A 25,421-nucleotide genomic window follows, 5' to 3' on the forward strand; every position below is an offset into this window, starting at 1 on the left:
CCATTTATACTAAAAACCTACATCTCAATTTGGTACGTCGCACACATAAAAAGCACGTGTTCGATTACTAATCAAACACGTGCTTTCAAAACAACTATATTGTCCATAAACAATAAAATGTAAGTAAAAAAAACTACGACCGAAACGCCGCATCCGCCAACATAGATAGTGTTGCATCATCCATCGGCGGATTGTGTAATCCTGCTCTGACGTTTAAATAGTAACGATGAAGCGGATTTTTTTCTGATAAACTTTTTGCTCCTACGATGCGCATTGCTTTATCTGCAATTGATATTGCCGCATTTGTTACGGCATATTTCACTGCCGCTAATTCTGCTTGCAACGATAGTTTATCCTCTGCCTCATCGTACTTTTTCGCAATTTGATATAAAAAGACGCGAGCTTGCATAAGCTCAAGTTCTAATTCTCCAACTAATCTTCTAACATTCGGCAATAAACTAATAGAATGATTTAAACTATTTGGCTTGTATGATCCCGCAAACTGAACTGCATAATTTCTTGCTGATTGTGCAATTCCTAAATAACATGCTGGTATATGTAGCAACCAGCCAATACCCTTTTGTTTCACTTTCCCGCCCTTTACATCTGTAAAAAAGCGGCTGTCTATCTCTACATTTTGTAAGACAAGGTCGTGACTAGCAGTCCCTCGCATCGCAACGCTATCCCACGTTTCTTCAATGGATACACCGAGCGTATTTCTCGGAATGACAAACTCTCCAACTTCTTCTCGGCCTTCAATACTCGCTGAAATAATAAAATAATCAAGTATTGGCGCCATCGTTGTAAAAGTTTTCCTTCCATTTATAATCCATTTCTCGCCTTGTTGAACCGCTATTGTTTCTGGCTTACCACCACGCGTTGGACTCCCTGTTTTTGGTTCTGTTGCTGCCCTGTTAAAAAGCGCACCATTACGCACTTCTTCGCAAAACCATTTGAACATCTCATCATTCCAAGAGTGATTTTCCGCTAGCTCTTTCACAATGCCAAGATGCCAGCCAATCGATAATGCAGTAGCTCCGCATCCTTCTGCGATTTTCTCTTGAAATAAAACGAAGTCATATAAAGAAATCGCACTACCACCAAATTCCTTCGGTAACGTTAATTTCGTATATCCGATATCTTTCAAATCACTCATATTTTCATACGGAAATGATCCTAATTCACTTAGTTGATGTTCCCTTTCCATGAACTTAGGAATCAATTTATTTATTTGTTCAATAATGAAAGATTGTTCTTCTGTTTCAACAAATGAGAGTGCCATACTATAATCTCCTTTATGCTCGATTCATCAACCGCTCACTTTTTCATTATGATTATATGAAGCTACCTCTCTATTGTTTCACTATTCCGATAAAAATACAATGTTTTTGATTAATAAGAAAAGTCCCTATTTAAAGATAGGTTCTTTTCTTATATTAGTCTCCCTTCAATGCCTTTAATGGCAAAGAGGTTACATATCCAATATACGAGAATAATTCTTTAAAGAAGAATGGAATTTCTGTGTCTAACGTTTTATATGCTGATGTCGGCGTTGGTGAAGCATACGCTTCAATATTAATATGTTTTGCGATTCTCATTGCGCGTTTCATATGAAGTGGATCACTTACAATCGTGTATGTGCGTATTCCGTTCTCTATTCCAACTTCCTTCGCATTCTTTAAGTTTTCTTCTGTGAAAAGGGATTTTGTTTCAATTAAAATATCTTCCTCTTTTACACCTTGTTTCATTGCATATACTCTTGCAGTACGCGCTTCCTCAAGTTCTGCCTCGAACTTTGTACCACCTGTAAAAATAATCTTTTTAATGTCTCCGTTCTTATATAAAGAAATCGCATGATTAATTCTTTCTTTAAATACAGGAGATGGTTTTCCGTTCCAAGAAGCTGCTCCTAGTACGATACCAGCATCCGTTTTCACGCCATCATTTGTTTTAAAACGATAACTCCAAATATCGTAAGCTGCATAACTTACATATAAAATAGCAGAACAAATCATTAGTAAAAATACTTGAAAGATTCGTCTTTTCTTACTCTTCTTATTTTCTTTCATTTGTAATTGCCTCCGTACATCATCCATACTTCTATAAAAAAACATTTATATCAAATCGTTTCGTTTGAGTTTATTTAAAAGAAGGAACTTTACTTGTTATTTATGTATAAAAGGGTTTTCATTTAAAATTGAGGATTATCAATTCATTTTTTATTTGCGGTTTTCATTACATATTTTAAATTCATAAGTTTATTACCATACAACTACATTGTAACGAATTTTTTCTCAGAAGGGAACGATGAAACAAAAGGAATTAAAATAAAGTAGCATTTTGTAAGAAAAAAGGTATATTTTTCATACATCACGAACAATATACCTTTCAAAACACGAATTATAACTTTTCTTTATACAACTCTAAATTTTCTAATAAACGTGCTTTCACAACTGGCCATTCACTTGCAATAATACTATACACAACTGCATCTCTCACATGACCACTTGGCAATTTTCTTTCGTTTCTAAGCACACCCTCTTTTACTGCACCTAGCCTTTCAATTGCTCGTTGTGCTTTTTCATTTCTTGCATCCGTCTTAATTTGTACTCTCAGCATACGTAATTTTTCAAAAGCATACTGGAGAAGCATGTACTTACATTCTGTATTTATACTCGTACGTTGCAAACTTGGATGATACCAAGTTTGCCCTAACTCGACTGTCTTATCTTCTACTGAAATATTATATAGACGTGTACTTCCTACAATCGTATTCGTCTGTTGATCCACTACAACGAAAGGTATTTGAGTACCCTTTCCATAACCCTGTATCGCTTTTTGAACGTATTGCTGCATATCTTGCACATTATCCATTTTAGAAATTAAATACGCCCAAATATCCCGATTTCCTTCTACAATCGAAAACAAAGTTTCGACATCATCACTATCTATTAACCGTAACTTTGCTCTTTCATGAGTTATTTCCATTTGAAAGCCCCCTTTGTTGTTACTATATCATATGAAATGAAAACGTTTTATAAGAATAATAGAATATTTTTAAAAGAATTCCTTTTCAAATATAATCTTCTCGTATAAGGTAGGAAGGATCATCAATAATATTTTAAAAAGGAAATTTTGATAACTTTCAATAAATTCTATATGATGATAAAAGGGAGGGGATAAAAATACTAGATCAAATTACTTGGGGAACGCCAGGCAGCTTATTATGCTTAGGTTTCTTTTTTGCAGGACTAGGAATCTTCTTAAGAAGCATTACGTCATATACGAAAGATAAATAAAAATATCCCCAGACGTGATAGTTGTATATTTTCACGTCTGGGGATATTTGATTTTCTTAGCTTGATAGTAATGTGGGAGTAGCCCGCTTTTAAACAAAAGAAGCCTTCTGTAAAAAGGCTTCTTTATTTATAGCTTTATCTGTTAAAAACTTTAAAGCAACAAATAAGCAATCGGCGTAATAATCAGTAACGTTAATATCGTTCTTTGTACATAGAGAATAATAAGTTCCGATACTTTTAACGGAATGTCTGTCGATAAAATACAAGGAATGGAAGCTGAGAAGAACAATATAGATGATACCGAAACAACCGCAATGACAAACTTTGTCACAAGTGGTGCACTTACAACTAAAAGAGAAGGTAAAAACATTTCTGCGATACCAACGGATGCGGCTTTAGCAGCTAGTTCTGCTTCTGGTAATTGTAATAGCCATGTAAATGGATAGAAAATATAACTGATCCAATCGAATATTGGCGTGAATTTCGCCAAGACGATACCAATTAATCCTACTGACATAATAGATGGTAAAATTCCCATCGTCATAATAAATCCATCTTTTAAATTTACTGCAATGTTTTTCATAATACTCGGTGCAGATTTCGATACTTCTAACGCATCTTCCCAAGCACGTTCTAACATTTTTTCTTTATAAACGGGCTCTGGGAACCCTTCTTTTGTTACATATGTATCTGGTTTTCTACTAAGTGGTGGGATTCTTACGGTGATAGCAGTTACGATGAATGTTACAACAAGAGTAGTCCAAAAATAAACATTCCATAAATGCATAATGTCTAATGTTTTTGCGATGATGATCATAAATGTTGCGGATACTGTAGAAAAACCTGTAGCGATAATAGCTGCTTCTTTTGTCGTATACTTCCCTTCTTTATACACGCGATTTGTAATGAGAAGTGCAAGCGAATAACTTCCCACAAAGGAAGCAACCGCATCAATTGCTGATCGTCCAGGTGTTTTCCATAACGGTCTCATAATGGGACGACAAAACGTACCGATAAATTCTAGTAATCCGTACCCGACTAACAACGCTAAAAAAGCCGAACCAATTGGCACGAGTAAACTTACCGATATGACTAGTTTTTCATACAAAAACGGCCCTACATCTTGTGCAAAGAACCAAGCTGGTCCTACTTTCAAGCAATATAATACACCAAAGACAACACCAATTACTTTTAAAATAGAAAAACAAATGTCTACAATAGTTGCATTCCATTTTTTCGTATAAAATGGATAAATCGCACCCATTATCATAACAAGTAGAGCGTAATAAGGTACTACGCTCGGAACAGAAGTCCTGACCCATGATACGATATGATCAATCATAATGGACGAAGCACCATTTATCGTAACTGGTACGAAAAACATAAATACCCCAACTAGACTAGCGAGTATAAACCGAAGAATGATCCCCTTCTCACTCCCTGTCTTAATTACATTCCTTTTTAATTCAATTTCACTCAAAATTCGACACCTCCTATTATCTAAATATTCTGTATAATAACGTTACATTCCTTCTTTCCATTTCTAATATTTCATCATATAGAAAAAGCCTATTTAAAAAATAGGCTTTTTCTACTACCTCTCATAATCATCCACAATCACTTGAATGACACGATACGATTCCTCTGCCACTATTTTATTACTAGTCTTATTCGCATCATATGTAATTAACGCTTTCCAAAGTGCCCATCCTCTCGCTCTATTCCACGTTTCTTCATCTATTTGTAATACTTCTTTAAATATTTTTCTACTACTCTTATCAAAAAACGTCCATGCCATCGCTGCATCACAAGCAGGATCTCCTACTCCTAAAATACCAAAATCAATTACGGCGCAAAGCTTTCCGTCCTTAACGAGTAAATTTCCTGGGGCAACATCCCCATGAACCCAAACTGGCTTGTGCTCCCACGTTGATTTAAGTGCTAAATCCCAAAGATGCTTTAATACTGTTTCATCAAAAACGTCCTTATTATTTTCGATAGCACCTCTCGCCTCTTCGTCATATACAAATATAAGCCCACCTCGGTAAAAATTATGCGCTCCAGCGATCGGTCCGTTACTCGCATCAATGGATTGCAATTCTACTAAAAATGATCCTAAGTCCGTTGCAAATTCATTTAAATCACGAACATTTTGTTTCGTAACGCTTTCTCCCTCTATCCATTTATTAACAGACCAAGGCCATGGATACGATTCAGATGGATTTCCTTTCGCAACTGGTGTAGAAATCGGTAAAGAAAGCTCCTTACTTAATATAGGTAGCCACTTATTTTCTTTCTCTACTTGCGGTGCATATGCTGCATCACTTGGTAATCTGACACTCATCTCATCCCCTAGGTGAAACGTTCTATTATCATGCCCACTAAACTTTACAGGCTTCACGTCTAAATATGCCCATTCAGGAAACTGTTCCCCTATCAACCTTTTAACTAAATCAGTATGAATTTGATTCATTCACTTGCCCCCTTCTCTTTTGAAACTTACTAAGTCCATCTGTACTCCCAACATATTCAAAACCATTTTTCTTATAAAAGTCATTCAACGTACGATTATGCCCGACGCAGTCTAGCTTCAAGTACTCTTTATCATGTTGTACATTTTCGTATACCCACTGTAAAATCCCTTCTCCGATTCCATTCCCCTTATACTTCCGTTTTACCGCAAATCTATGAATATATAAAGAATCGAAAACTTTCTCTTTACCAAAAATACGCTCATCCCATTCACTTTGTTTAGGAGATACTGTAACTGTACCGATTATTTCATCTTCTTTCATAACCACATATGTATATTGCTCTCTTATATCTTCTAGTATTTCAGCCGTAGCTTCTCTGCCTAACAAATACTGCCACTGATCCACTTCTTTATGTTGTAACCACTGTGCTACTTCTTTTAATAGAGTGATGATGCTATCGCTTTCATTTTCAGTAGCAATTCGAATTGTATATTCTTTAACTGTATTTCTCTCCATATTTCTGTTCTCCTTTCATATGCTTACTTCTCTCTTTATTAATTTTCGTTTTATACATTATATACCAAGATTAACCACTACACCTTCAAAGATATCTATTTTACAACTTGTATTCCATCAAAAAAACCGCCCACTACTAGTGAAACGGTTTTAATTCCTTAAGCATTCACTTCGACTTCACAAAATAATATAAAAACCACACCGCATGATTTTGTTCATCTGCAGCTATTCTGCGTAACAACTCTTTCATATGTGCATCCGATGTTTCATCTGCAATTTCTAAGTAAAAATCTACAGTCTTTTGTTCATCTTGTATAGCGAATTCTAATCCTTGTAAGTACGTATTCGGGCATTCTTCCATGATTTGTGGTTTAGGCTGCTGACCAGTTAAATTTGTATAGATTTGTACAAAATGATGAAAATGCTTTATTTCATCGTTACGAATTTCAAGAATTTGATTTCGTTCCGCCGCATTTGGAGCCATGTTCGCTAATTTCGCATAGCAATTTATAGCACTAAACTCTCCATTAATTGCTTTCTCAATATCACGAATCAACTTATCATTTTGCCTATACGAATCATAATAATTCGAATTATACATCGTATCCCCTCCATTATTCCGCATAATATTTTATGCAATTTGAAATAGCAGGAGCATGTATACAGAGCGAAGTCGAAAATCTGAATTCTTCTATTCTCTTAAAAATATAGAAAAACCTATCCTGCCTGATTTCCCTATAAGTTAATAAAAATCAAAAAACGCTTCACTCCTAGTGAAACGTTTTTATCTTTTATGCGTGTAATTCCGTTTTATGTTCCTTTATTACACTACGTTTGAAAGCAGTCGCTAAAATAATCATCATACTTACTACACCAATCCAAACGAGCACAGTAAGGGATGTACTCCAGCTTAACCCTTTTCCGAAGAAGAATATTTCTCTAAGTCCTTCAATCATAAATCGCATTGGCAACCATGCGTACACCCAGTCTTGGTAAAATGGCGACAACATTTCCGGTGCTAACGATAATAACGGTGCACCGAAGAATAGTAAGAGAGCGAATACACCGATTCCCTTTAGTCCAACTAATGAAAGTACCGCCGATATCATTAAGAAGAAACTAAAGGATGTAATAGATAAAAACAGTGCCGTATCAGTGAAATTCGAAATGTTTAATCCTACCATTCCATCCGCAATCCATGTAAGGCCAAACCCAATTACAAGTGCCGCGACAGCCCCTGTTATTATTTGCTTTAGTTTCAATACAAAGTTTTCGTTTCTTGTACGAATCGGCATTTTGCTTATCGCAATAAAGATAAGTGCCGCGCTCGCTAAACTTGCAATCCATAACGGCTGGAATAAAGACATTGGCGAGTTACCGTTCGCACTATTTTTTCCGATTTCATTTACGTTTGTCACTTTCTTTGCAATAGGTGTGACTATATTTGAAACTTGATCTGCTGTTACTGTAGCTCCTTTTGCTTTTAATCCTTCTAATAGTTGTGTGCGAACAGTATTGTTCATATTATCAACGATCGTATTTAACATTTGTCCTGCCATCGTTGATGCCGCTGTATTCATTCCTTGATTTATGAATATTTCTACCTCTGGCGAAGATGGCTGTGGTGTTCGTAATGATGCTTGTTTTGTGCTAAAGTCTTTCGGAATAACTAATGCTGCGTAATACTCTTGATTATTTAAGCCTTTTTGAACTGCTTCTTTATTTTTCACTTCTACCCACTTCACCGCAGGTTCTTCCTCTGATTTTGATGTCTTTTTCATATTATCAACAATCGTTTGCCCCATATTCATCTTCGGTTGATTCGGAATTCCTACTCCTTGATCCTCATTTACAATTGCGATTGGCAAATTTTTCGGCTGAGGTTGAACGGTTGGAAATAACGTTAATGAAAAAATAAAAACTACAAGTAGTGCAATAACCGGTGATAATAATAAAAGTTTATTTTTAAACATTTTCTTTTCTCCTCCTATAATTTGATTTATAATAACCAACAACGTGTTGTTTATTTATATTTGAATTATATGTTCGAGTTGAACCTTATACAATAATCAAAAATCGTGAATGTGTCGGTTATAAGACACATCCTTGAAATGTGTTGGCTAAAATGAAGGAGGGACATACTTTGCGTGATAGTAATTTAGATTTACGCGTTATTCGTACGAAAACTGCGATACAAAATGCATTGGTCGAATTAATTGAAGAAAAAGGTTTTGACGCCATTACAGTGAAAGATATTACAACGAAAGCAAACATGAATCGCGGTACTTTCTATGCGCATTATCAGGATAAATTTGATTTAATGACGAAATGCCAAGAAGAAATTATGTATGAGTTTTCTAGCATTGCAAAACAGAGATTGCCTGAAGTTATTGCTGATCTTGGGTCAAATCCTTCCCCAACAATGCCGTTTATGCTTATTACTTCTATTCTTGAATTTCTAAATGAAAATAGTGATTTTATGAAAGCTGTACTTAGCCCAAAAGGAGATTTATCTTTCCAAACAAAACTGAAAGACTTTATGTGGAAAACATTATTTGAAGATACGAATGGTGCTCTCATTAATAAGGAGAATTTACTCGTCCCAAGCCAATACTTAACTTCTTATATGGCATCTGCTCATATAGGTGTTATTCAGCAATGGTTAAATAACGGGCAAAAAGAAACACCTGAGGAAATTGCTCGCATTTTATCAACAATCGCCGTTCATGGGCCTTTTTATGCGGCTGGCTTGAAGAAATAAGTCCGCTATATAACAAAAGATCATCCACTATAATAGCGGATGATCTTTTGTTTCATTACAACACTTCAATATACCCTTCTGTTCCATGTACCCGAATTCGTTGCCCATCTTTTATTAATTTCGTAGCATTCTCTACCCCAACAACTGCTGGTAATCCATATTCACGTGCAATTACTGCTCCGTGAGTCATAAGTCCGCCAACTTCGGTAACTAACCCTTTTATAGAAACAAATAACGGTGTCCAGCCAGGGTCAGTAAAAGCAGTAACTAATATATCTCCCTCTTCTAAATTCGCTTCTTCCATGTTTAAAATAACGCGAGCTCTCCCCTCTATAACTCCTGAAGAAACAGGCAGACCTACAATCGCGTCAACTGGAAGATTTTCTCGTTTATACTTACCTGTAATAATTTCTCCATCAGACGTCATAACGCGGGGAGGCGTTAGTTTTTCATATAATTTGTACTCATTTTTTTGTTGATGAATAAGCTCGTAATCTAGTTTATTTGTGCGGACGACTTCGTGAAGTTCTTCAAAAGTTAGGTAGTATATATCATCGACTTCATGAATGACCCCGCTCTGCACAAGTTGCTCAGCTTCTTTCAATAATGCCTGCTTATATATGAAATAACGATTAATCATGCCGTATTTTGGATATTCACGATAACCGATACAATTACGGATGTTGCGAATCATTCGCTTCGTTTCTTCTACTTTTTGTTTACCTTCCGGCAAATGCTGCAATCGATCTACTAACTCCTCTTCTTTTTTCAAAGCTTCCTGTAGTCCTTCTTCAAACTTCCGTTTACTAGCGCCAGCTTCAAAGTCTCTTATATTATTTAAAATCATTGGGACAATGGTTGTTGGCTTTTCACTCCAGCGCGTTTTCGTAATGTCGATTTCTCCGCTGCATCTCATTCCGTATTTATTTAGAAAAGCAGAGATGGCATCTCGAGCTTTTTCTCCGCCTTTAAATTGAACTAATTCATCTAAAAAGTTATCATTTTCTACATGTTGTAAATACGCAATAATTTTTGGGTACGGACGAATTACATCTGCAACGTCTAGTAATACTAGCCCCATTTCAGACGTAATATTATTTTGTACCGATTGAGAAAGCGCGTCTGCTGCATTCTTTTCGCCTAGCCATTGCTCCATCTTTTCATTGATCCATGTTGAAGCATCCATACCTGCCATAATGACAGCCATACTTTGCGGATCAAATAATATTTTCTTTAATTGCTGAATATCTTCCAAAATAAAATCAAGTACATCCACCCCTGATTTCATTTGCATGTTTCGTTTTAACTCTTCGATTGATGATTGATTCTTCTTTATTAAATCCGTAACGATTGCTGGATTGTTTTCGATTTGTGGCTGCGAACTTGCAGGTGGACCACTTTTACCAACGCTCTTCTCTTTTTCATCCTCTGGTAACAATGTAATACAATCATCTCGCTCGACTACAGTCGTTAATGCATCTTTAATAAGCGGTTCCGAATTCCCTATCATATTTAATAAAAGTTCTCTACTAGTAGGCGAAGCCAATCTTTGTGCAACATCAACAAACAACCTTCCTCCAGCTTGAAACCTCTGTCCAAAAGATGTTAACTGGAATAAAGACATTCCTAATGGCTTCAAAGGATCAGTCATCATTTGCTGGTGACCAACCGATACATACACATGATTTTCCTCATCATTTACTTCTGGTATTGGATATAAAGTCGTGATTGGGCGACTTTGGACAATATAAAATGTATCATCTACTAAACACCATTCAATATCTTGCGGACAACCAAAATAAGCTTCAATTTGTCTTCCGATACTTGCTAGTTGTAAAATTTGTTGTTCAGACAAAGTTTGAAGCTTTTGCTGAGCTGGATCAATCTGTTTCGTCTCCGTTCCGCCCTCTTTTAATGCACAAATAGCTACTTTTTTAGTCGCTATTATCGTTTCAGTAATTTCGCCTTCTTTTACTTTATAATTATCAGCAGAAACCAGTCCTGATACTAATGCCTCACCAAGTCCAAAACTGGCATCAATTGATACTACCTTTCGGTTAGAAGTAACCGGATCAGCAGTAAATAAAATTCCCGAAGCCTCAGGGAAAACCATTTTTTGAACGACAACACATATAGAAACTTGATTATGTTCAAATTCATTTTGCATGCGGTACATAACTGCTCGCTCTGTAAATAAAGAAGCCCAGCACTTTCTTACATGCTGCAAAACCGCTTCTTCTCCGATAATATTTAAATACGTATCTTGTTGACCAGCAAACGAGGCATACGGTAAATCTTCAGCCGTAGCACTAGAACGCACGGCATACGCATGTTCATTTCCAAAACGTGAGAGATAATGAGCTACCGCTTCCACTACATCAGAAGGGATTTCTACTGCCATAATGACTTCTCTGATCTTCTTACTAATTTCACCAATTTGAGCGCGCTCTTCCATTTTTAACTTTGTTAGTTGCTGCAACAAAGTATGAAGCTCTTCATTTTGCTCGATAGCCTTTTCATACCCTACCGTTGTAATACAAAATCCTTCTGGCACTTGTATCCCTTGAATGTTAGATAACTTCCCTAAATTCAAACCTTTTCCACCAACGAGTGAAAGCTGCGTTTTTCCTATTTCCTGAAAATCGAGAACGAAAGAACTCATGTAACATCTCTCCTTACTTTGCATGTGTACTTGATTGTAGCAGGAGTCAATACGAATAAACAGTCTATTTCGAACTTGATTTACATGATATAATTAAGTTAGGAAGAGATATTCCTCCCCCTCTAATTCACTTCAACTACATCACAAAACTTAAACATTCTTTGATTATGAAAAGCATCCGTGTACAAGTAATCGACTCATTTAATGGATTTATATCAACTACAGTTATGTAATTTTTATATAAGTAGCCACCACTATACTATGTATTGTAAAACCTCCTCCTCACCTAAATACAAAATTAACAGCTTATTTTCAATCATTTCTTTTGCATCTTGCGTTAAGATTGGACGCGGGACTTTCGTTTGCTCATGTATCATTTCTTTAATACAGGCGAACTGCTCTGGCATACTAGCAACGATAAAAAAGTAGGCATGCTAAATAAGCCTATTAAGTTTGTTTAAAAAATCGCTTTACTGCATTTATACAACGATATTATACAAAAGTTATGGCACCCTTCTGAATTACCATTAATTAGGGATAATATATGTTATTATATATTTGTAATTAATGAAATAATAAGAAAGAAGGGGTTGTTGTGGAAACAAAGATTATAGAAACAAAAAAGAAAATTGATTCAAAATCTCTTTTGGCTTTAGGATTATTAATTATTTCAGGAATTGTATATCAATGTATTGCACTTATAGTAGGTAATATACCTGAATTATTAGAAATGATTCTTGAAGCTTCATGGAATCTTGTATTATGTGGAATTATAGGATACTATTTTTTAGGGAAAATATCTTTAGAGCAATTCAAACATTTTAAATTTAAAACATTACTCTGGGGTTTACCTTTAACAATCATAGTGGGCATGGGTTTAGGCACACTATATAACTATATTTTTGAACCTCCAACTACAAATTCTGTTGCTCAAGTAATAAGCGTTTCGATGATTTTGACCCGTGTACCATTCATGTTAATGGGTGAAGAATTGCTATGTACTAACATAATCATCGCATTACAAAAATTAGGATTAAAATTTGGTACAGCATCAATAATATGTAGCGTTCTGTTTGCCTTGTGGCATATTCCTGCTTATGGTTTCGTGCCAATGCAATTATTGATAACTATAGTCCCTGTTAGGTTATTACTGAATTATATATGGAAAAATTCAAAGAGTGTTTGGGTAAGTTGGATTTGCCACCTTGCTTTCGACATTATTGGATTTTTACCAATGCTTTTTAAATAAAAAATTACATTGTACTTATAAGTAACAAACAATAACATAAAAACAAAAAGAACCTTAGGGTTCTTTTTTACTTAACAGAAAATATTACTTAGAATATAGATAAAATACCCATTCATTTCAGGGACAGATACATGAGAAATATATATATATTTACACCTATAAAAGGATTCTTCAATGTTTGACACAAACTATATTGACTTCGAAAATTTTCAAATAGGCATTCAAAATATGAATTCGTATTTTGAATGCCTATTTAGTAGTGATCATTCTTATTTTTTAGGTTCTTTAAGTTTTAATATATTAGTCGGAAGTACGTATTTTATAACTTTTATCAAGACATTTTTTCAAGTTTTCTAGAAATATGAATGTCCCAATCATTGTACACATGTATATGTACAATGAGCCTCTCATAAATAACACACGTCAAATTCCTCCCCCTAATACAATATTCTCCCTATTGGGGTATTACCACATTGCCATCAACCTAAGCTTTTGAGATACCCCCATACCGAAATTTTCACCTTTTTACAGTTATTTATGAGAATTCAGCTCATTTTTTCGTTTTGGGGAACAATCAATTTCTTAAGTTGATGGGTATGTGATAATGCTTCCATTTGAACAAATTTTCCTTTTCCATACCGATCACACACCTTTTGTAGAGTAATAGTATCAGCATATCCCAGTTTAAGAGGTTACTTGCAAAATATTTAGAATTTTTTTGTGAGAATCCTCCGAAATGTAATACGGACTTTAAATATTTTCATTTATAATTCTCTATTTGTCTATACTTTTCATACCGCTGTTGTATAAGCTCTTCCGAGGATAATAGTATCAATTTTTTTAGAGATGATTCGATTACAGATTCAATCACTTTTGCCTGTGATTTTATATCATTTTGTGCTCCACCTTTAATTTCAGGAATGATTTCATCAATAATTCCTAAATGTTTTAAATCTTTTGCTGAAATTTTCATATGTTCAGCAGCTTCTGGAGCATACTTAGCGTCCTTCCATAGGATAGATGCTGCTCCTTCTGGCGAAATTACCGAGTACCATGAATACTCTAACATATGGATATGGTTACCGACACTAATGCCAAGAGCTCCACCACTTGATGCCTCTCCAATTACAATACAAACAATTGGCACTTTAAGTGTAGCCATTTCAAATAGATTTCGAGCTATCGCTTCAGAAATTCCACGTTCTTCAGACCCTTTCCCTGGATAGGCGCCTATTGTATCAATAAATGTAATAATAGGGCGATTAAATTTATCAGCTTGTTTCATAAGTCTTAGCGCTTTTCTATAACCTTCTGGATGTGCCATTCCAAAATTTCTTTCTATATTTTCCTTTGTATTTCTACCTCTTTGATGACCAATAACCGTAACGGGTATCCCTTTAAATTTTGCAATACCACCTATCATTGCTTTATCATCACCATATAATCGATCACCATGAAGTTCGAGAAAGTTTGTAAACAATAAAGGTATATAGTCCAATGTCGTGGGCCGGTTACGTAGCCTTGCAATTTGAACTCGTTGAAAAGGTGTAATATTAGAATAAATTTTATCTTGCATTTTATTTAAACGTTTTTCTAATACATGAATTTCTGGCGATAAATCTACATTATTTTCTTTCATAATTTTCTTTAATTCATCAAATTTCTCTTTTAATTCAATAATAGGACGTTCAAAATCCAAACTCATTTTACCCTCCAAATGTTATGATTTACCTCACTCTAATCAAAAGGCTTAGAAATAGAATCAATAAATAATTCAAAACCATCCACAACTATTTTTTGTTCTGATTCTGATAAATTATTGAGAATACTTTGATAAAATGTAATGGATTGCTCTCTTAAGCAATTAACAGTTATGTGACCTTTTTCTGTGAGGTGCAGAAAAAGTTCTCTTCTATTTTTTTCATTTACTTCACGATAAATAAGCCCCTTTTTTACTAACTTATCTACCAATCTACTTACAGTTGAAGTCTCTAATCTAAGTTTATTGGATAGTTGCCAAACAGTTAATTTTTCCACCTCTAGTTCCTCTAACGCCATCATTTGAGAAGTTGGTAAAGGTTTTTCAAATGGTCCATTGGGCAAATTTTGAGATTCAAAAACCCCAGTTATTATAATCATTTTCTTAATATCTGTTCTTAGTTTTAAGGCATCTTCTCTTTTCAAATAGGTCACCCTCCTACAACTAATGTATCATACATCAATTGTATTATACATGAATATGTTTTTTTCACAAGCTTAACGTAAGCCAATATTACAACATGGACGAGATATTTCTTCTTGTTAAAATGGTATAAGTGGATTGTTTTCTACAAATGGCAGAACATCAATTATGTATCAGGGGCCTTTATGGGGTACCGCTCATCGCAATCAAGCTAAGAAAATAAAACTACCCAAAAAACGAAAATTTTGTGATAACTTGTAACAAAAAACTCATAATTTTTTGGGGGATTTCTAAATTCTTAAGTTGATGGGCATGGGGTAGCACCACATTGCTATCAAGCTAAAATTTTATAGTACCCCCCAAAAACGAAAAAATAAGCGACTTTGTATTAAAGTTGCAAATAATTTTTACTCTGAAGTATTTTTCTTTTTTTAGTTGTTAGATGAGAATCATATATCTTAATAGGTTTTTGTATTATAAAAAAATTCAGATATTTACACAGATACCAATAGGTGATATTATATAAAAAATAAATGCGATGAAGAGAAGAGTAAATAAAGTGAATTCTATACAGAGAACCCTGGTAGCTGAAAAAGGGTTAGAATTTCTTTATTGAAGCAAGCCTCAGAGCAGCACGTCGGAACCTTTTAGGAGGGGGTGATGTGACGGGAGCTCCCGTTATAGAGCTAAGGTATAAGCATTTTTTAAATGCCGTACCTGATAAGGTTAATATGGCGACATATTAATAAACTAGGGTGGCACCGCGATGATAAATCTCGTCCCTAAGACTTCAAGTCTTGGGGGTGGGATTTTTTTATTTTGTTTTAAGTGTTGTATTCTATCTGATTATATTTTAGGAGGAATTCAATTGAGTCTAAAAAAAACATTGGAAACTTGGCGGTATCCATCTATCTTATTGTTTAGTATTGGTGTTTCAAGTGTTGGAAGTTGGGTTTACTTTATTGCTCTAAACTTAATCGTTCTTAACATAACAGAATCGGCAATTGCTGTCTCTGGTTTATATATTATTAGGGCTTTATCAACATTGTTTACTAACATTTGGTCAGGAAGTCTTGTAGATCGTTTAAATAAAAAATATCTCATGATAGCACTAGGTGTCTTTCAGACTGTGCTAATTGCATTATTACCTTTCTTCTCTTCTTTAGGGCTTATATATGCTATGGTCTTTCTTATTACAATAGCGAGCTCAATGTACCACTCAACATCGGTAACTTATATTACAAAGTTAATACCAATAGGACAAAGAAAACGTTTCAATTCTTTACGTAGCCTACTTGATTCCGGAGCATTTTTGACTGGACCAGCAATAGCAGGAATGATGTTTACAATTGGTACACCTAATATGGCTATTTATATCAATGCTGTAGCTTTATTTTTATCTGCATTAATTACAGTAGGAATGCCTAATGTTGAATCCTCTGCACAGTTAGAAAAAACATCAAATACAACAAAGTTATCTATTAGATTATTAATAGATGATTGGAAACTTGTTATTGGATTTAGCCGTAAGTTTCTATATGTCATGATAATTTATCTTTTATTTAGTGTGATGGTAGTTATGATGACAGCTACAGATTCGTTGGAAGCTGCTTTTGCAACTAGGATACTTTCTTTATCTGAAGGTGAATATGGAATTTTAGTCAGCATTGCTGGAGCAGGAGTATTGGTAGGTTCTTTATCTAATGCAATAATTAATGAAAAAATACCTACCTCATGGCTTATGGGTATGGGTTCCTTAATAACTGCAGTAGGTTATATGATTTTTACATCTTCTAATACCTTTTTTATAGCATCTGTAGGGGTTTTTGTTTTATCATTTGCTACTGCCTTTTCTAATACCGGTTTTTACACATTTTATCAAAACAATATACCTGTTGATGTGATGGGCAGAGTTGTAAGTATTTACGGGTTTATTGAGGCTTTTTTAATTATTACCGTCACTGTGATCTTTGGTATTTTTTCTGAGCTTATATCTATACGATTTGTTGTAGTTTCAGGAGCATTTGTAATGTTTTTGATATCTATCATACTATTTATTTGCAGTGTTCAACCATCAAAAGCAAAATTCTATTCTAATTCAACTGAGCTTAAAGATTCGTTTCAATAAATTCTTTGTTTAATAAATAAAATTAAATAATAGTGATGAAATAAAAAGGATCTTTACTGAAAGATTCTTTTTATTACCGATAACGAAGGTCATGTAAACATAGGTAAATAACAGAATTAATTATTAAACGGCTATATAAAGTATTGCTATAAAGCTAAAGTTTTGCACTATCCATAAAACTAAAAAGACGTTATCCTTTCTGTAGAATCATAGGAAAGGATGGCGTTTTTGTATGTCTATTTCTGTATCCGATGAATTAAAACTATTGAGTAAAAAATCCGACTCATAAGCTTTAAGTCGGATTTTCACTTATAAATTTTCATAAAGTTTCCCTAAATCTTTCTTTATCTGAGATTTCAGTTGATGATTTTCGTCTTCTAGTGTCTTAACTTTCTGTCTTAGTAGCTTTATTTTATTTTTTAAAGTTTCTATAATTACATCTTTTGAAGTATCAGATGTATTTCTTTTTATCTTTTTTAAATCGTGTATTCCTTCTTGCTGTTGACGCAACTCTTCAATCCTTTTTCTGATTAAGGGTTCTCTATATAAATATGCTTTAGAAACAAGGGCTTTTTCTGAAACTGAATTAAAATTGATTTTTTGTCCGTCTTTAATCATTAACTGTATTACTTCATTCACTCGATATTGTGTTTTCTTCTTTTTTTTAGAAGCATGATTCAATAACCCCATTGTATTCGGATGTTTGTTAACCATCAATTTTTCTTTCCTCTCCTATATATTCACGTTTATGTTTCGGCATACCGAAAATCCCAATTTCATTTTTCAATGAATCTCTAATTTCCTTATACTTATTAAGTTTTGGTTTAATCAATTCAATAGAACGAGTACGACCGCTAGTTTGATATTTTATAATATCCTCTTCCATCTTCGATATCTGTACATTATAGTAATCTAAAAATGTTGTATCTACATGAAAACTTCTACAATTATTTTTAATACAAGGGGTTTCTAACGAATAATCTAAGAATTCACAGCTAACCTTAGGACTTTTTATACATAATCCATGATCTAAACGAATAGAGTCCATGTTATGGCGAATCCATTCTAGTTCCAAACCGTTTTCTTCTGCCTGCTCGGGGAGACTGGCTTGTATTAATTCTCCAGTTGTGTCAATACGCACTGAGTTTTGAACTTTTTCCCATTCCCTACGAAGAGTGTTATCTGAAATTTTTGCATAAGTTAATGTCATTTCAGGACTAGTATGTGCCATTAACTTTTGTACATGAAGAATATTCATACCATTATTAATTAGATTGACCCCATATCTATGTCGAAAAGCATGGTTCTTAAATAGAAATATTTCTCCATTTTTATCAAGGATTTTATATTTTTCGGCTAGTTGATTTAATGCATAGGTAACCGATTTTTGTGAAAAGGCCATCCCTCTATTTTTTCCAGTAAGAACAGGGAACAAAAATTGATTTAAGTTGTTATGCTTCTTTTCATGATTGTTAATATATTCTTGTTGTATTTTAACGATTTCCACAATTTCTTCTGAAATAGGAACAATATGTTCTTTTACATTTACTTTTCGTTGATCTCCTACCAACCACCAACCATCTTGCTTATATGCTAGACAATTTAATTGTAACTGACATACATCTGAGACTCTAAATCCTGTTGCTTCCATAATGACTATTAATCGTGCAATTTCCGAATCTAAATTATGTAGATTTTCCAACACTTGCTCCCATATAAAATCTGGCACATGTTTAACATGTTCGTGATAGTTTTTCTTTTCTCTTCGAGGAAAGTCTTCGAGAAATATTAATCTGTTAACAGGGGTTTTAGGTGCTTCTTTCCATTCAAAACCTTGCATATATTCAATTATTCTTCTGACATTTGAAAGGCACTCTATTACATGACGATTACTAGGAACACGATTTTTCGTATAACTCTTTCCTCCCATTTCACGATTTCTAACATAAAATAAAAAATCTTCAATGTCCTGTCTTTGTAGATTCTGTAAATCTATCCACTTTGGATACGTTTCTACAATGAAATCAAAAAACAAATACATTTTCTTTAAAATATTTTGGGCGGTCGCAAAGGTAATTTGTTGGTGTATAAGTAATGTTTGATTTACATACTTTTTAACTAATTCCCGAAAGGGAAATTTTATACTGGTGAAATTAAGAAATCTGTCTCTTCGAGACATATTATATGGAATCCCTAGTCTTTTTATATTCCATTTATCTTTTTGATGTTCAGGTCGTTCGTCATAATAATTAGAGAAAAAATCATATAAACTTTTACATACTCCAAGATAAGGTGAAATAAATTCTCCTCCACGATGATTGGGGTATTTTAACGGCTTATTATTTTCAGTTAGATATAATTTGTATTCATCTAATAATGTAGTGTAAGGAATATCAATTATCGATGTGACTTGAGGGAATTTTTCGACTAAAAATTTTGAAAGAAAGTACATTTTATAAAAATGCTTCTCGATAAAGCTGGATAAAAGCCAAATTTCATTGGTTAAAGAATAAAAAGAATAGTACTTTATCTCCAGTTTAATATATTCATTACTAATTTTATTGAAATCAACAATTTTTTTTGTTTCTTTAATTTTTCCTCTTCTATCTGGCAGGGGAAACTCTTCGATTTTCCATTCATCTAAAGCCCAATAACCTTTAAGGTCGTTCATAACTTTACTTTGTATTTTATTGGAATTAATAGCTACGATATTCATTTTCTCATTCTCCTATGCTGCTGGGCTTCATCCCAGTGCTTTCTTATAGTTTCTTCTGATGGATGAATATACATGTTTAAAGTAGTTTGTACCTGGGCATGTCCTAATAATTTTTGAATGATACCAGCATCCATACCTAAATCATAAAGGTGTGTTGCGCATGTATGTCTAAGTGTATGAGCGGTAAAGTCTATCTTCGTTTTTTTAGACAATATTCGTATAACAGCTTGCAAAGCCCAATATTGCATTGGTTTCCCTTTATTTTTTCCTTTTAAATTAATAAACACATGGTTAGAATCTACATCATTAGTATGATAATCAATAATATAATCTTGAAATAAATTCATTGTTTCATTTGATACATATACTTTTCTTTTTTCTCCAGCTTGTGTTTTGGATTCTCTAACAGTGATACTACTATCATTGATATTGAAGTCTTCTATCCATAAACCTAATAGCTCAGAAGCTCTTAATCCTCCTTCATATAAAATACGAATCATTAACTCGTCTCTTATGTTGTTACATGCTATATGAATCAATTCCGCCTGCTTAGTAGTAATGGTTTTTATTTTTCTTTTAGGTTCCTTAAGTTTTAAAATATTAATTTTGGTTGTTGGGGTATGTGTTATATGATCTAAAAATTTACGATACTTCCGCCTTGTATTATGGACTTCTTTTGTAACTTTGGATTTTACATTAAATAAGATTTGACCACTACGCCATTGGTAGTCCAAAAATTCGATAACACAATTAGTGATTAAGTTAACGGAATATTCAGTTCTTTTAGCAGCGCTAACTTCTTTGTGTCATTTAAATAGATAGTATTTATATCATCTGTTGATTTTCTTAACCAATGAATAAATTCTATTAATAAACTTATATCCACTTCTCTGTCATCTTTATTCTTTTCGTTTAGAAAACACCAGAATATTTTCAAATGATAACAGTACGTTTTAAGTGTATTAGGTGCTTTTCCTAAAGAATCCTTATGTTTTATAAATTTCATGATTGGGATAACTGGTTCACCATTGTTATGTAAAACCATCCAACGTTCTTCCCCAAACGATGTAATAATACTTTGTACTTTAAACATTTTTCCACCTCCAACTGTTCAATCTATCTATACTATAAATACTATCTCTTTTTACTATTATTATAGCTTCTACAAAGAGACAAAAAAAGAGAACTACCTATCGTTGTATACGTTATCTCTACTCATATATTATACTATTGTTAATACCATTCCTCTTCCTTTTGGCATATTAGCATTCTTCACGATTTGTGCCCTCCTAATAATGTGTTTCTATATCTTGCTGTTGCGACGTTTGTATAGGAAATTCCACGTAAAATACTGTTCTTACCAAATCGTGTTCGAATTTCGTCCATCACCTTCGTTAATCGCATTTCTTTTTCTCTTTGTATAATGTTATCGAAAAGTGAAATTTGCTCTTCCCCTTCATTTATTAAATTTGTTAATGAAATACTTATCGATCGAATCGGCTCTCCTGTGTGCCGTTCGTGTAAAAAATATGTACAAACATTGTAAATATCCATTGTTAAATTTGTTGCTCTGTTTAACGTATGTACCTTTTTTATTCCTCCACCATACTCCTTGCTATATCCGACTGAGAAATGAATCGTTTGCGCGTATTTCTTTTCTCTTCTCAACCTGTAACAAACTTCTTCTATATGCTCTAATAAAATAACGATGAACTCTTCTATTGAATAATCACGAAATAATATTTGGCTTTTCGCTATAGATGTTGTCGCTGGAACATATTTCTCTGCTATTCTGCTCAAATCAATCCCGTTACTATGCAAGTGTAATTCTTCTCCTATTACACCAAATGATTGTTTTAAATACTTCAATGGGTACTGCGCTAAATCCCAATCATATGTATACCTTTTTGATTTAATTTCATTTCCGTTTTATACGATATACCCCAAAATTTACTGAGCGGTCTAATACTCCATAACTTCTCGGGTATATCGTCATACGTCCACTGCGCTATTCCATCTTTATTCTTTTTTGCTTCCACATCCATCGCTACTTTACTCAATAATAAATTTGGCCCAATACCAATCGTACTTTCGATCCGTGTACGTTCATATATTTCTCGCTTGAACTTTAATGCAAACTCGCACGGATTACTCGCAAACAAATGAATACTCGCAGTCATATCCATAAAAAACTCATCAATACTATATTGATGAAAATCTTCCGGCGCAACATACTGTAAAGCTAAACCTGTTATATAAGTTGAACACTTCATATACGTATGCATAATTGGATTCACAATAATAATATCTGGTCGCTTCGGTATTTCGTACAATCTTGCCATCTTCTTTATTCCTAACGCTTTTAATGGTGGTGTTGCTGCCAATACGATCGATCCACTCCGGTGTACGTCTCCTACAACAGCCAATTTTGTATATCGTGGATCCAGTCCTTTTTTAATACATGATATGCTTGCATAAAAGCTACGAAGATCTACACAAAGAATAATACGATTCGGTAAAAGAGAATAATCATACAAGGTTATCACTCCTAAGGAAAGAACATTTGTTCTTATTATATACGAACTAACGTTCTTTTTGAAGGTGTTTTCATGAAAATTTTGGTTAAAATAACCGCAATTTAAAAACGTGATTAAGAAAAACTTAAGAAATTCCCCTCTATATTCATAAGAAGTTTTTTCTATACTCAAAAATGTAACTACATAAAAGGAGAAACAATCATGAAGAAATTTGTACTTTGCATAATAGGAATAGGCCTACCGATATACTTACTACCTTTCATATTACGCGGGGATTTAGATAGATTTAATCCGATTGCTGAAGAAAAAAATGTATACGCCATTGCGAAGGGATATGGTGTTCCAGATTATCATCATAAAGGACGAGCTATGTACTCCCTAAAAGGTGTTGATGAATCAAGGAATGAGAAGGAATATACAGTAGGAACTAGCACTCCTAATGATTTTATAAGAAAAACTTACTTGAAAATTCATGTAAAAGGAAAGTATGTGTATTCTTACGACGTTATTTCGGAAAAGGATATACCGGAGCAAATAAGGGGGCAATTGGAGATAGAAGATAAATAAAAGAGCCTACTCATATGAGCTGGCTCTTGATTCTCTCTCTTTTGAGGAAGGAGATTCTTTTCAGTAAATTTATCAAATTCCTTCTCATTGTTTTACTAACCATTGTTCAATTACTTTCACTGTTTCATCTCGTTGTGCTTTTGATGTAATTAAGCTCGCATTATCACCTTTTTGCTCACCATACATGCCAAAATGAGCATGGTTTCCCCCTTTTATCATGTGCATAGTTGTATTCTTTGACATTAACTTTTTATTGTTCTCTATTTTTTCTACAGTTGCTAAAGCATCTACTTCTCCATAAATAGATAACATTGGAATCGATTTTGTAGAGAAATCATCTGCAGGATACGAGCCTAAGAAAATGATCCCGTCTACCTTATCTTCATTCTGAAAGGCATACTTAGAAATCATAGCTCCGCCCATTGAATGCCCCGCAACATACCATTTTTGAACTTCAGGATACTGTTCAATTACACTGTCTACTACATTTATTCCAAGTATCGCTAAGTTTAATGGTAACTTAGGCATTACTACAAAATGCCCATCTTTTGCAAGAGCTTCTCCTAAGTAACTATAAGCCTCAGCTTCTACTTTAGCTCCTTGATAAAAAATAATCCCTACCTTAGCATCCTTCTGTCCAAATACTATATTATCTTCATCTTTTTTATCATCTACTAACGACAAAGCCTCTTTCGTTGGTTTGTAAGTAAATTGGGACCAAGTAAAAAAAGTAATGCTTCCCATAAGTAAAATACCTAATAAAGAGTACAAAATAATTTTTATCCATTTCTTCATATGTATGACCTCCCTAAGATGTGTATATTCTATATTTTAGATTATCATTAATCAACATAAAAACTCGAGCATTTTTATTATGCTCAAGTTTTCATTTACGTCTTTAATTTATACTATATTTTCTAGGATAAGTACGTAACAAATACAGCCCATATAATTCTGATTGTCATACTAGAAGGTTTCCAAGACCGTTTTTCTAACGCATCCTACTAAATACGATCAATAGGGAATGAATTACTCCAAACATAAAACATACTATGAAACTGGATTTTTCATAAACACTCCCTTTTTTCAATAGAAAGTCTTAGAAACTCTATATGATTCGCATGTTCTTTCAATGCATAAATAACGAAATAGCCTACGCTTGTGAGCAGGCTATTTCTCCTTTTATTTTAGTCAAAAAACGAAGCATACCTTCATTCGAACATATTACCGATTGGGTTTATGCATATTTCCTTCGAATTTTGCCAACCACCAATAACAGTAAGGGAATTCCTAGTTCATAGATAGGAAATGCAATGGGAATTACGAAAAATATGTAGTAATAATGAGTAAATGTCTGGATATTTTTAACCGACACAGCTATGATGAACGAAATAGGAGCAAGAACCAAAGCTACTTTTCGCCAATCCTTCAAATGAAACATTTGTGCTGTTCCATAACAAGCGAGAAACATGTATAACGCCAGTTTAACAAAAATACTAAAAAACCAAATAATAACAATCAGAATATCTACATTTTGAATAAATTCCATGACGGATATGTACCGGCTCAAATCGTAAACCGGATACAAAAAACTTGAAGGCAAATTCGGACCAAATGTTAAAATGACCGCTAATGTTCCAATCGTTACCATAAAAACAGCCAGTCCTACTCCCCACATCGCCCGTGATGGCGCTTGTTCGGGTTTGTCCATAAAGAAAACGAACATTGTCATCATGACAGCCTCTCCAAAAAACGCGGCTACAGGAGTATAGGAACCTTTAAGGATGGGAAACCATCCAGAATCATGATAAATAGGAAGCATATAATCCAAATTCATATTACCAACATTCAAAATGATTACAAACGTTATCATTAAAAGTACCATTGGCCCAATGATTTCACTTAAGCGCCCAATACCTTCCACCCCACCTTGATAAATGATAAAAATGAGCAATAACATAGCAGTAAAAACAATAATCCACAAAGGTGTATTATGAAACAAAGCGATACTAATGAACTCACCAAATTCACGGACCGTTATCCAAATTATCATGTACCATCCAAAGAAGTAAGGAATCATCAGTAGTTTTCCTAGCCATTTACCAAGAATGGTTTGACTAAATTCAATTAGGGTTTGCTTCGGATAAAGCGAGCCAAGTGTAGTTGCCAAAAAAGTAAGAGCAATCCCTGCACACCCTGCAATCAAGAGCGAGATCCAAGCATCTTGTTTGGCAGTACGAATCGTCGCTGGAATAACTAGAAGGAGTGATTGGCCCACTTCAAATGTGAACATCATCCAAAAGATTTGTCTTCCAGAGATTTTCATCGAA

At 34.0% G+C, this 25,421-nt stretch carries 21 protein-coding genes, 2 pseudogenes and 1 other annotated feature; of the genes and pseudogenes, 4 read left to right on the forward strand and 19 right to left on the reverse strand.

Translation table 11 applies throughout. The annotated features are described in order from the left end of the window. Positions 1-133: 133 nt before the first annotated feature. The 8 genes from FS802_RS12115 to FS802_RS12150 all read right to left on the reverse strand — a co-directional run bounded on the left by FS802_RS12115 (position 134) and on the right by FS802_RS12150 (position 8,301). Entirely contained in the window at positions 134-1,282 is a 1,149-nt protein-coding gene (locus FS802_RS12115) for an acyl-CoA dehydrogenase family protein (protein WP_098707333.1), read from the reverse strand. A 154-nt stretch (positions 1,283-1,436) separates the two neighbouring features. Further along, on the reverse strand, positions 1,437-2,069 hold the full coding sequence (locus FS802_RS12120; RefSeq protein WP_000662228.1) for a YdcF family protein: 633 nt from the start codon (positions 2,067-2,069) through the stop codon (positions 1,437-1,439). Positions 2,070-2,400: 331 nt separating this feature from the next. After that, on the reverse strand, positions 2,401-2,988 hold the full coding sequence (locus FS802_RS12125; RefSeq protein WP_098707334.1) for a GNAT family N-acetyltransferase: 588 nt from the start codon (positions 2,986-2,988) through the stop codon (positions 2,401-2,403). 462 nt (positions 2,989-3,450) lie between these two features. After that, positions 3,451-4,779, reverse strand: a complete 1,329-nt coding sequence (locus FS802_RS12130; RefSeq protein ID WP_098707335.1) for a YjiH family protein — start codon at positions 4,777-4,779, stop codon at positions 3,451-3,453. Positions 4,780-4,893: 114 nt separating this feature from the next. Beyond that, positions 4,894-5,772, reverse strand: coding sequence for an aminoglycoside phosphotransferase family protein (locus tag FS802_RS12135; protein ID WP_098707336.1), 879 nt, complete (start codon positions 5,770-5,772; stop codon positions 4,894-4,896). After that, positions 5,753-6,289, reverse strand: coding sequence for a GNAT family N-acetyltransferase (locus FS802_RS12140; protein ID WP_098707337.1), 537 nt, complete (start codon positions 6,287-6,289; stop codon positions 5,753-5,755). The genes FS802_RS12135 and FS802_RS12140 overlap by 20 nt, the downstream gene beginning before the upstream one ends. A gap of 166 nt (positions 6,290-6,455) precedes the next feature. Continuing rightward, positions 6,456-6,890 carry a ferritin-like domain-containing protein gene (locus tag FS802_RS12145; protein ID WP_000282819.1) on the reverse strand — a complete coding sequence of 145 codons (435 nt, stop codon included), beginning with the start codon at positions 6,888-6,890 and terminating at the stop codon, positions 6,456-6,458. 190 nt (positions 6,891-7,080) lie between these two features. Beyond that, complete coding sequence (locus FS802_RS12150) at positions 7,081-8,301, reverse strand: YhgE/Pip domain-containing protein (RefSeq protein WP_098655043.1); 1,221 nt, start codon at positions 8,299-8,301, stop codon at positions 7,081-7,083. Positions 8,302-8,432: 131 nt separating this feature from the next. On the opposite strand from FS802_RS12150, the gene FS802_RS12155 reads away from it, so the two are divergent. Next, positions 8,433-9,050 carry a TetR/AcrR family transcriptional regulator gene (locus tag FS802_RS12155; RefSeq protein WP_141547149.1) on the forward strand — a complete coding sequence of 206 codons (618 nt, stop codon included), beginning with the start codon at positions 8,433-8,435 and terminating at the stop codon, positions 9,048-9,050. 55 nt (positions 9,051-9,105) lie between these two features. Here the strand turns inward: FS802_RS12155 and ppsA are convergent, their stop codons facing one another. After that, on the reverse strand, positions 9,106-11,712 hold the full coding sequence (ppsA, locus tag FS802_RS12160) for a phosphoenolpyruvate synthase (RefSeq protein ID WP_098655027.1): 2,607 nt from the start codon (positions 11,710-11,712) through the stop codon (positions 9,106-9,108). Positions 11,713-11,834: 122 nt separating this feature from the next. Continuing rightward, positions 11,835-12,119: pseudogene (locus FS802_RS12165) on the reverse strand (YolD-like family protein). Positions 12,120-12,307: 188 nt separating this feature from the next. Here FS802_RS12165 and FS802_RS12170 point away from each other — a divergent pair. Continuing rightward, entirely contained in the window at positions 12,308-12,961 is a 654-nt protein-coding gene (locus FS802_RS12170) for a CPBP family intramembrane glutamic endopeptidase (RefSeq protein ID WP_098655028.1), read from the forward strand. A 760-nt stretch (positions 12,962-13,721) separates the two neighbouring features. Here FS802_RS12170 and FS802_RS12180 read toward each other — a convergent pair. Together FS802_RS12180 and FS802_RS12185 are read right to left on the reverse strand one after the other, a co-directional pair. Further along, positions 13,722-14,666: an acetyl-CoA carboxylase carboxyltransferase subunit alpha gene (locus FS802_RS12180; RefSeq protein WP_098655030.1), complete on the reverse strand. Its 945-nt coding sequence runs from the start codon at positions 14,664-14,666 to the stop codon at positions 13,722-13,724. 32 nt (positions 14,667-14,698) lie between these two features. Beyond that, positions 14,699-15,145: a MarR family winged helix-turn-helix transcriptional regulator gene (locus tag FS802_RS12185; protein WP_000817662.1), complete on the reverse strand. Its 447-nt coding sequence runs from the start codon at positions 15,143-15,145 to the stop codon at positions 14,699-14,701. A gap of 527 nt (positions 15,146-15,672) precedes the next feature. After that, positions 15,673-15,930: a binding site (T-box leader), on the forward strand. 81 nt (positions 15,931-16,011) lie between these two features. Between FS802_RS12185 and FS802_RS12190 the strand changes: the two genes are divergently transcribed. Further along, positions 16,012-17,271, forward strand: coding sequence for an MFS transporter (locus tag FS802_RS12190; RefSeq protein WP_098655031.1), 1,260 nt, complete (start codon positions 16,012-16,014; stop codon positions 17,269-17,271). 309 nt (positions 17,272-17,580) lie between these two features. On the opposite strand, the gene FS802_RS12195 is transcribed toward FS802_RS12190, so the two are convergent. The 5 genes and pseudogenes from FS802_RS12195 to FS802_RS12210 form a co-directional block, all read right to left on the reverse strand. Beyond that, positions 17,581-17,985 (reverse strand): DUF6262 family protein, encoded by a 405-nt coding sequence (locus FS802_RS12195; RefSeq protein ID WP_098655032.1) that lies wholly within the window; start codon positions 17,983-17,985, stop codon positions 17,581-17,583. After that, complete coding sequence (locus tag FS802_RS12200) at positions 17,978-19,987, reverse strand: tyrosine-type recombinase/integrase (protein WP_098707341.1); 2,010 nt, start codon at positions 19,985-19,987, stop codon at positions 17,978-17,980. The genes FS802_RS12195 and FS802_RS12200 overlap by 8 nt, the downstream gene beginning before the upstream one ends. After that, positions 19,984-20,721, reverse strand: coding sequence for a tyrosine-type recombinase/integrase (locus tag FS802_RS12205; protein WP_255291798.1), 738 nt, complete (start codon positions 20,719-20,721; stop codon positions 19,984-19,986). The genes FS802_RS12200 and FS802_RS12205 overlap by 4 nt, the downstream gene beginning before the upstream one ends. Positions 20,722-20,744: 23 nt before the next feature. Beyond that, on the reverse strand, positions 20,745-21,080 hold the full coding sequence (locus FS802_RS31515; protein WP_255291799.1) for a site-specific integrase: 336 nt from the start codon (positions 21,078-21,080) through the stop codon (positions 20,745-20,747). Between the two features lie 179 nt (positions 21,081-21,259). Beyond that, positions 21,260-22,524, reverse strand: a pseudogene (locus FS802_RS12210) (Y-family DNA polymerase). 201 nt (positions 22,525-22,725) lie between these two features. Here FS802_RS12210 and FS802_RS12215 point away from each other — a divergent pair. Next, positions 22,726-23,091, forward strand: coding sequence for a YxeA family protein (locus tag FS802_RS12215; RefSeq protein ID WP_000714940.1), 366 nt, complete (start codon positions 22,726-22,728; stop codon positions 23,089-23,091). A gap of 84 nt (positions 23,092-23,175) precedes the next feature. Here the strand turns inward: FS802_RS12215 and FS802_RS12220 are convergent, their stop codons facing one another. Beyond that, a complete protein-coding gene (locus FS802_RS12220) occupies positions 23,176-23,886 on the reverse strand; it encodes an alpha/beta hydrolase (protein ID WP_000758811.1) in 711 nt (236 codons plus the stop codon). A gap of 442 nt (positions 23,887-24,328) precedes the next feature. Further along, entirely contained in the window at positions 24,329-25,417 is a 1,089-nt protein-coding gene (locus FS802_RS12225; protein WP_088046763.1) for a GerAB/ArcD/ProY family transporter, read from the reverse strand. Positions 25,418-25,421: the final 4 nt, after the last annotated feature.

This window comes from Bacillus sp. DE0042 (assembly GCF_007680225.1).
Taxonomy (GTDB): Bacteria; Bacillota; Bacilli; order Bacillales; family Bacillaceae_G; genus Bacillus_A; species Bacillus_A wiedmannii.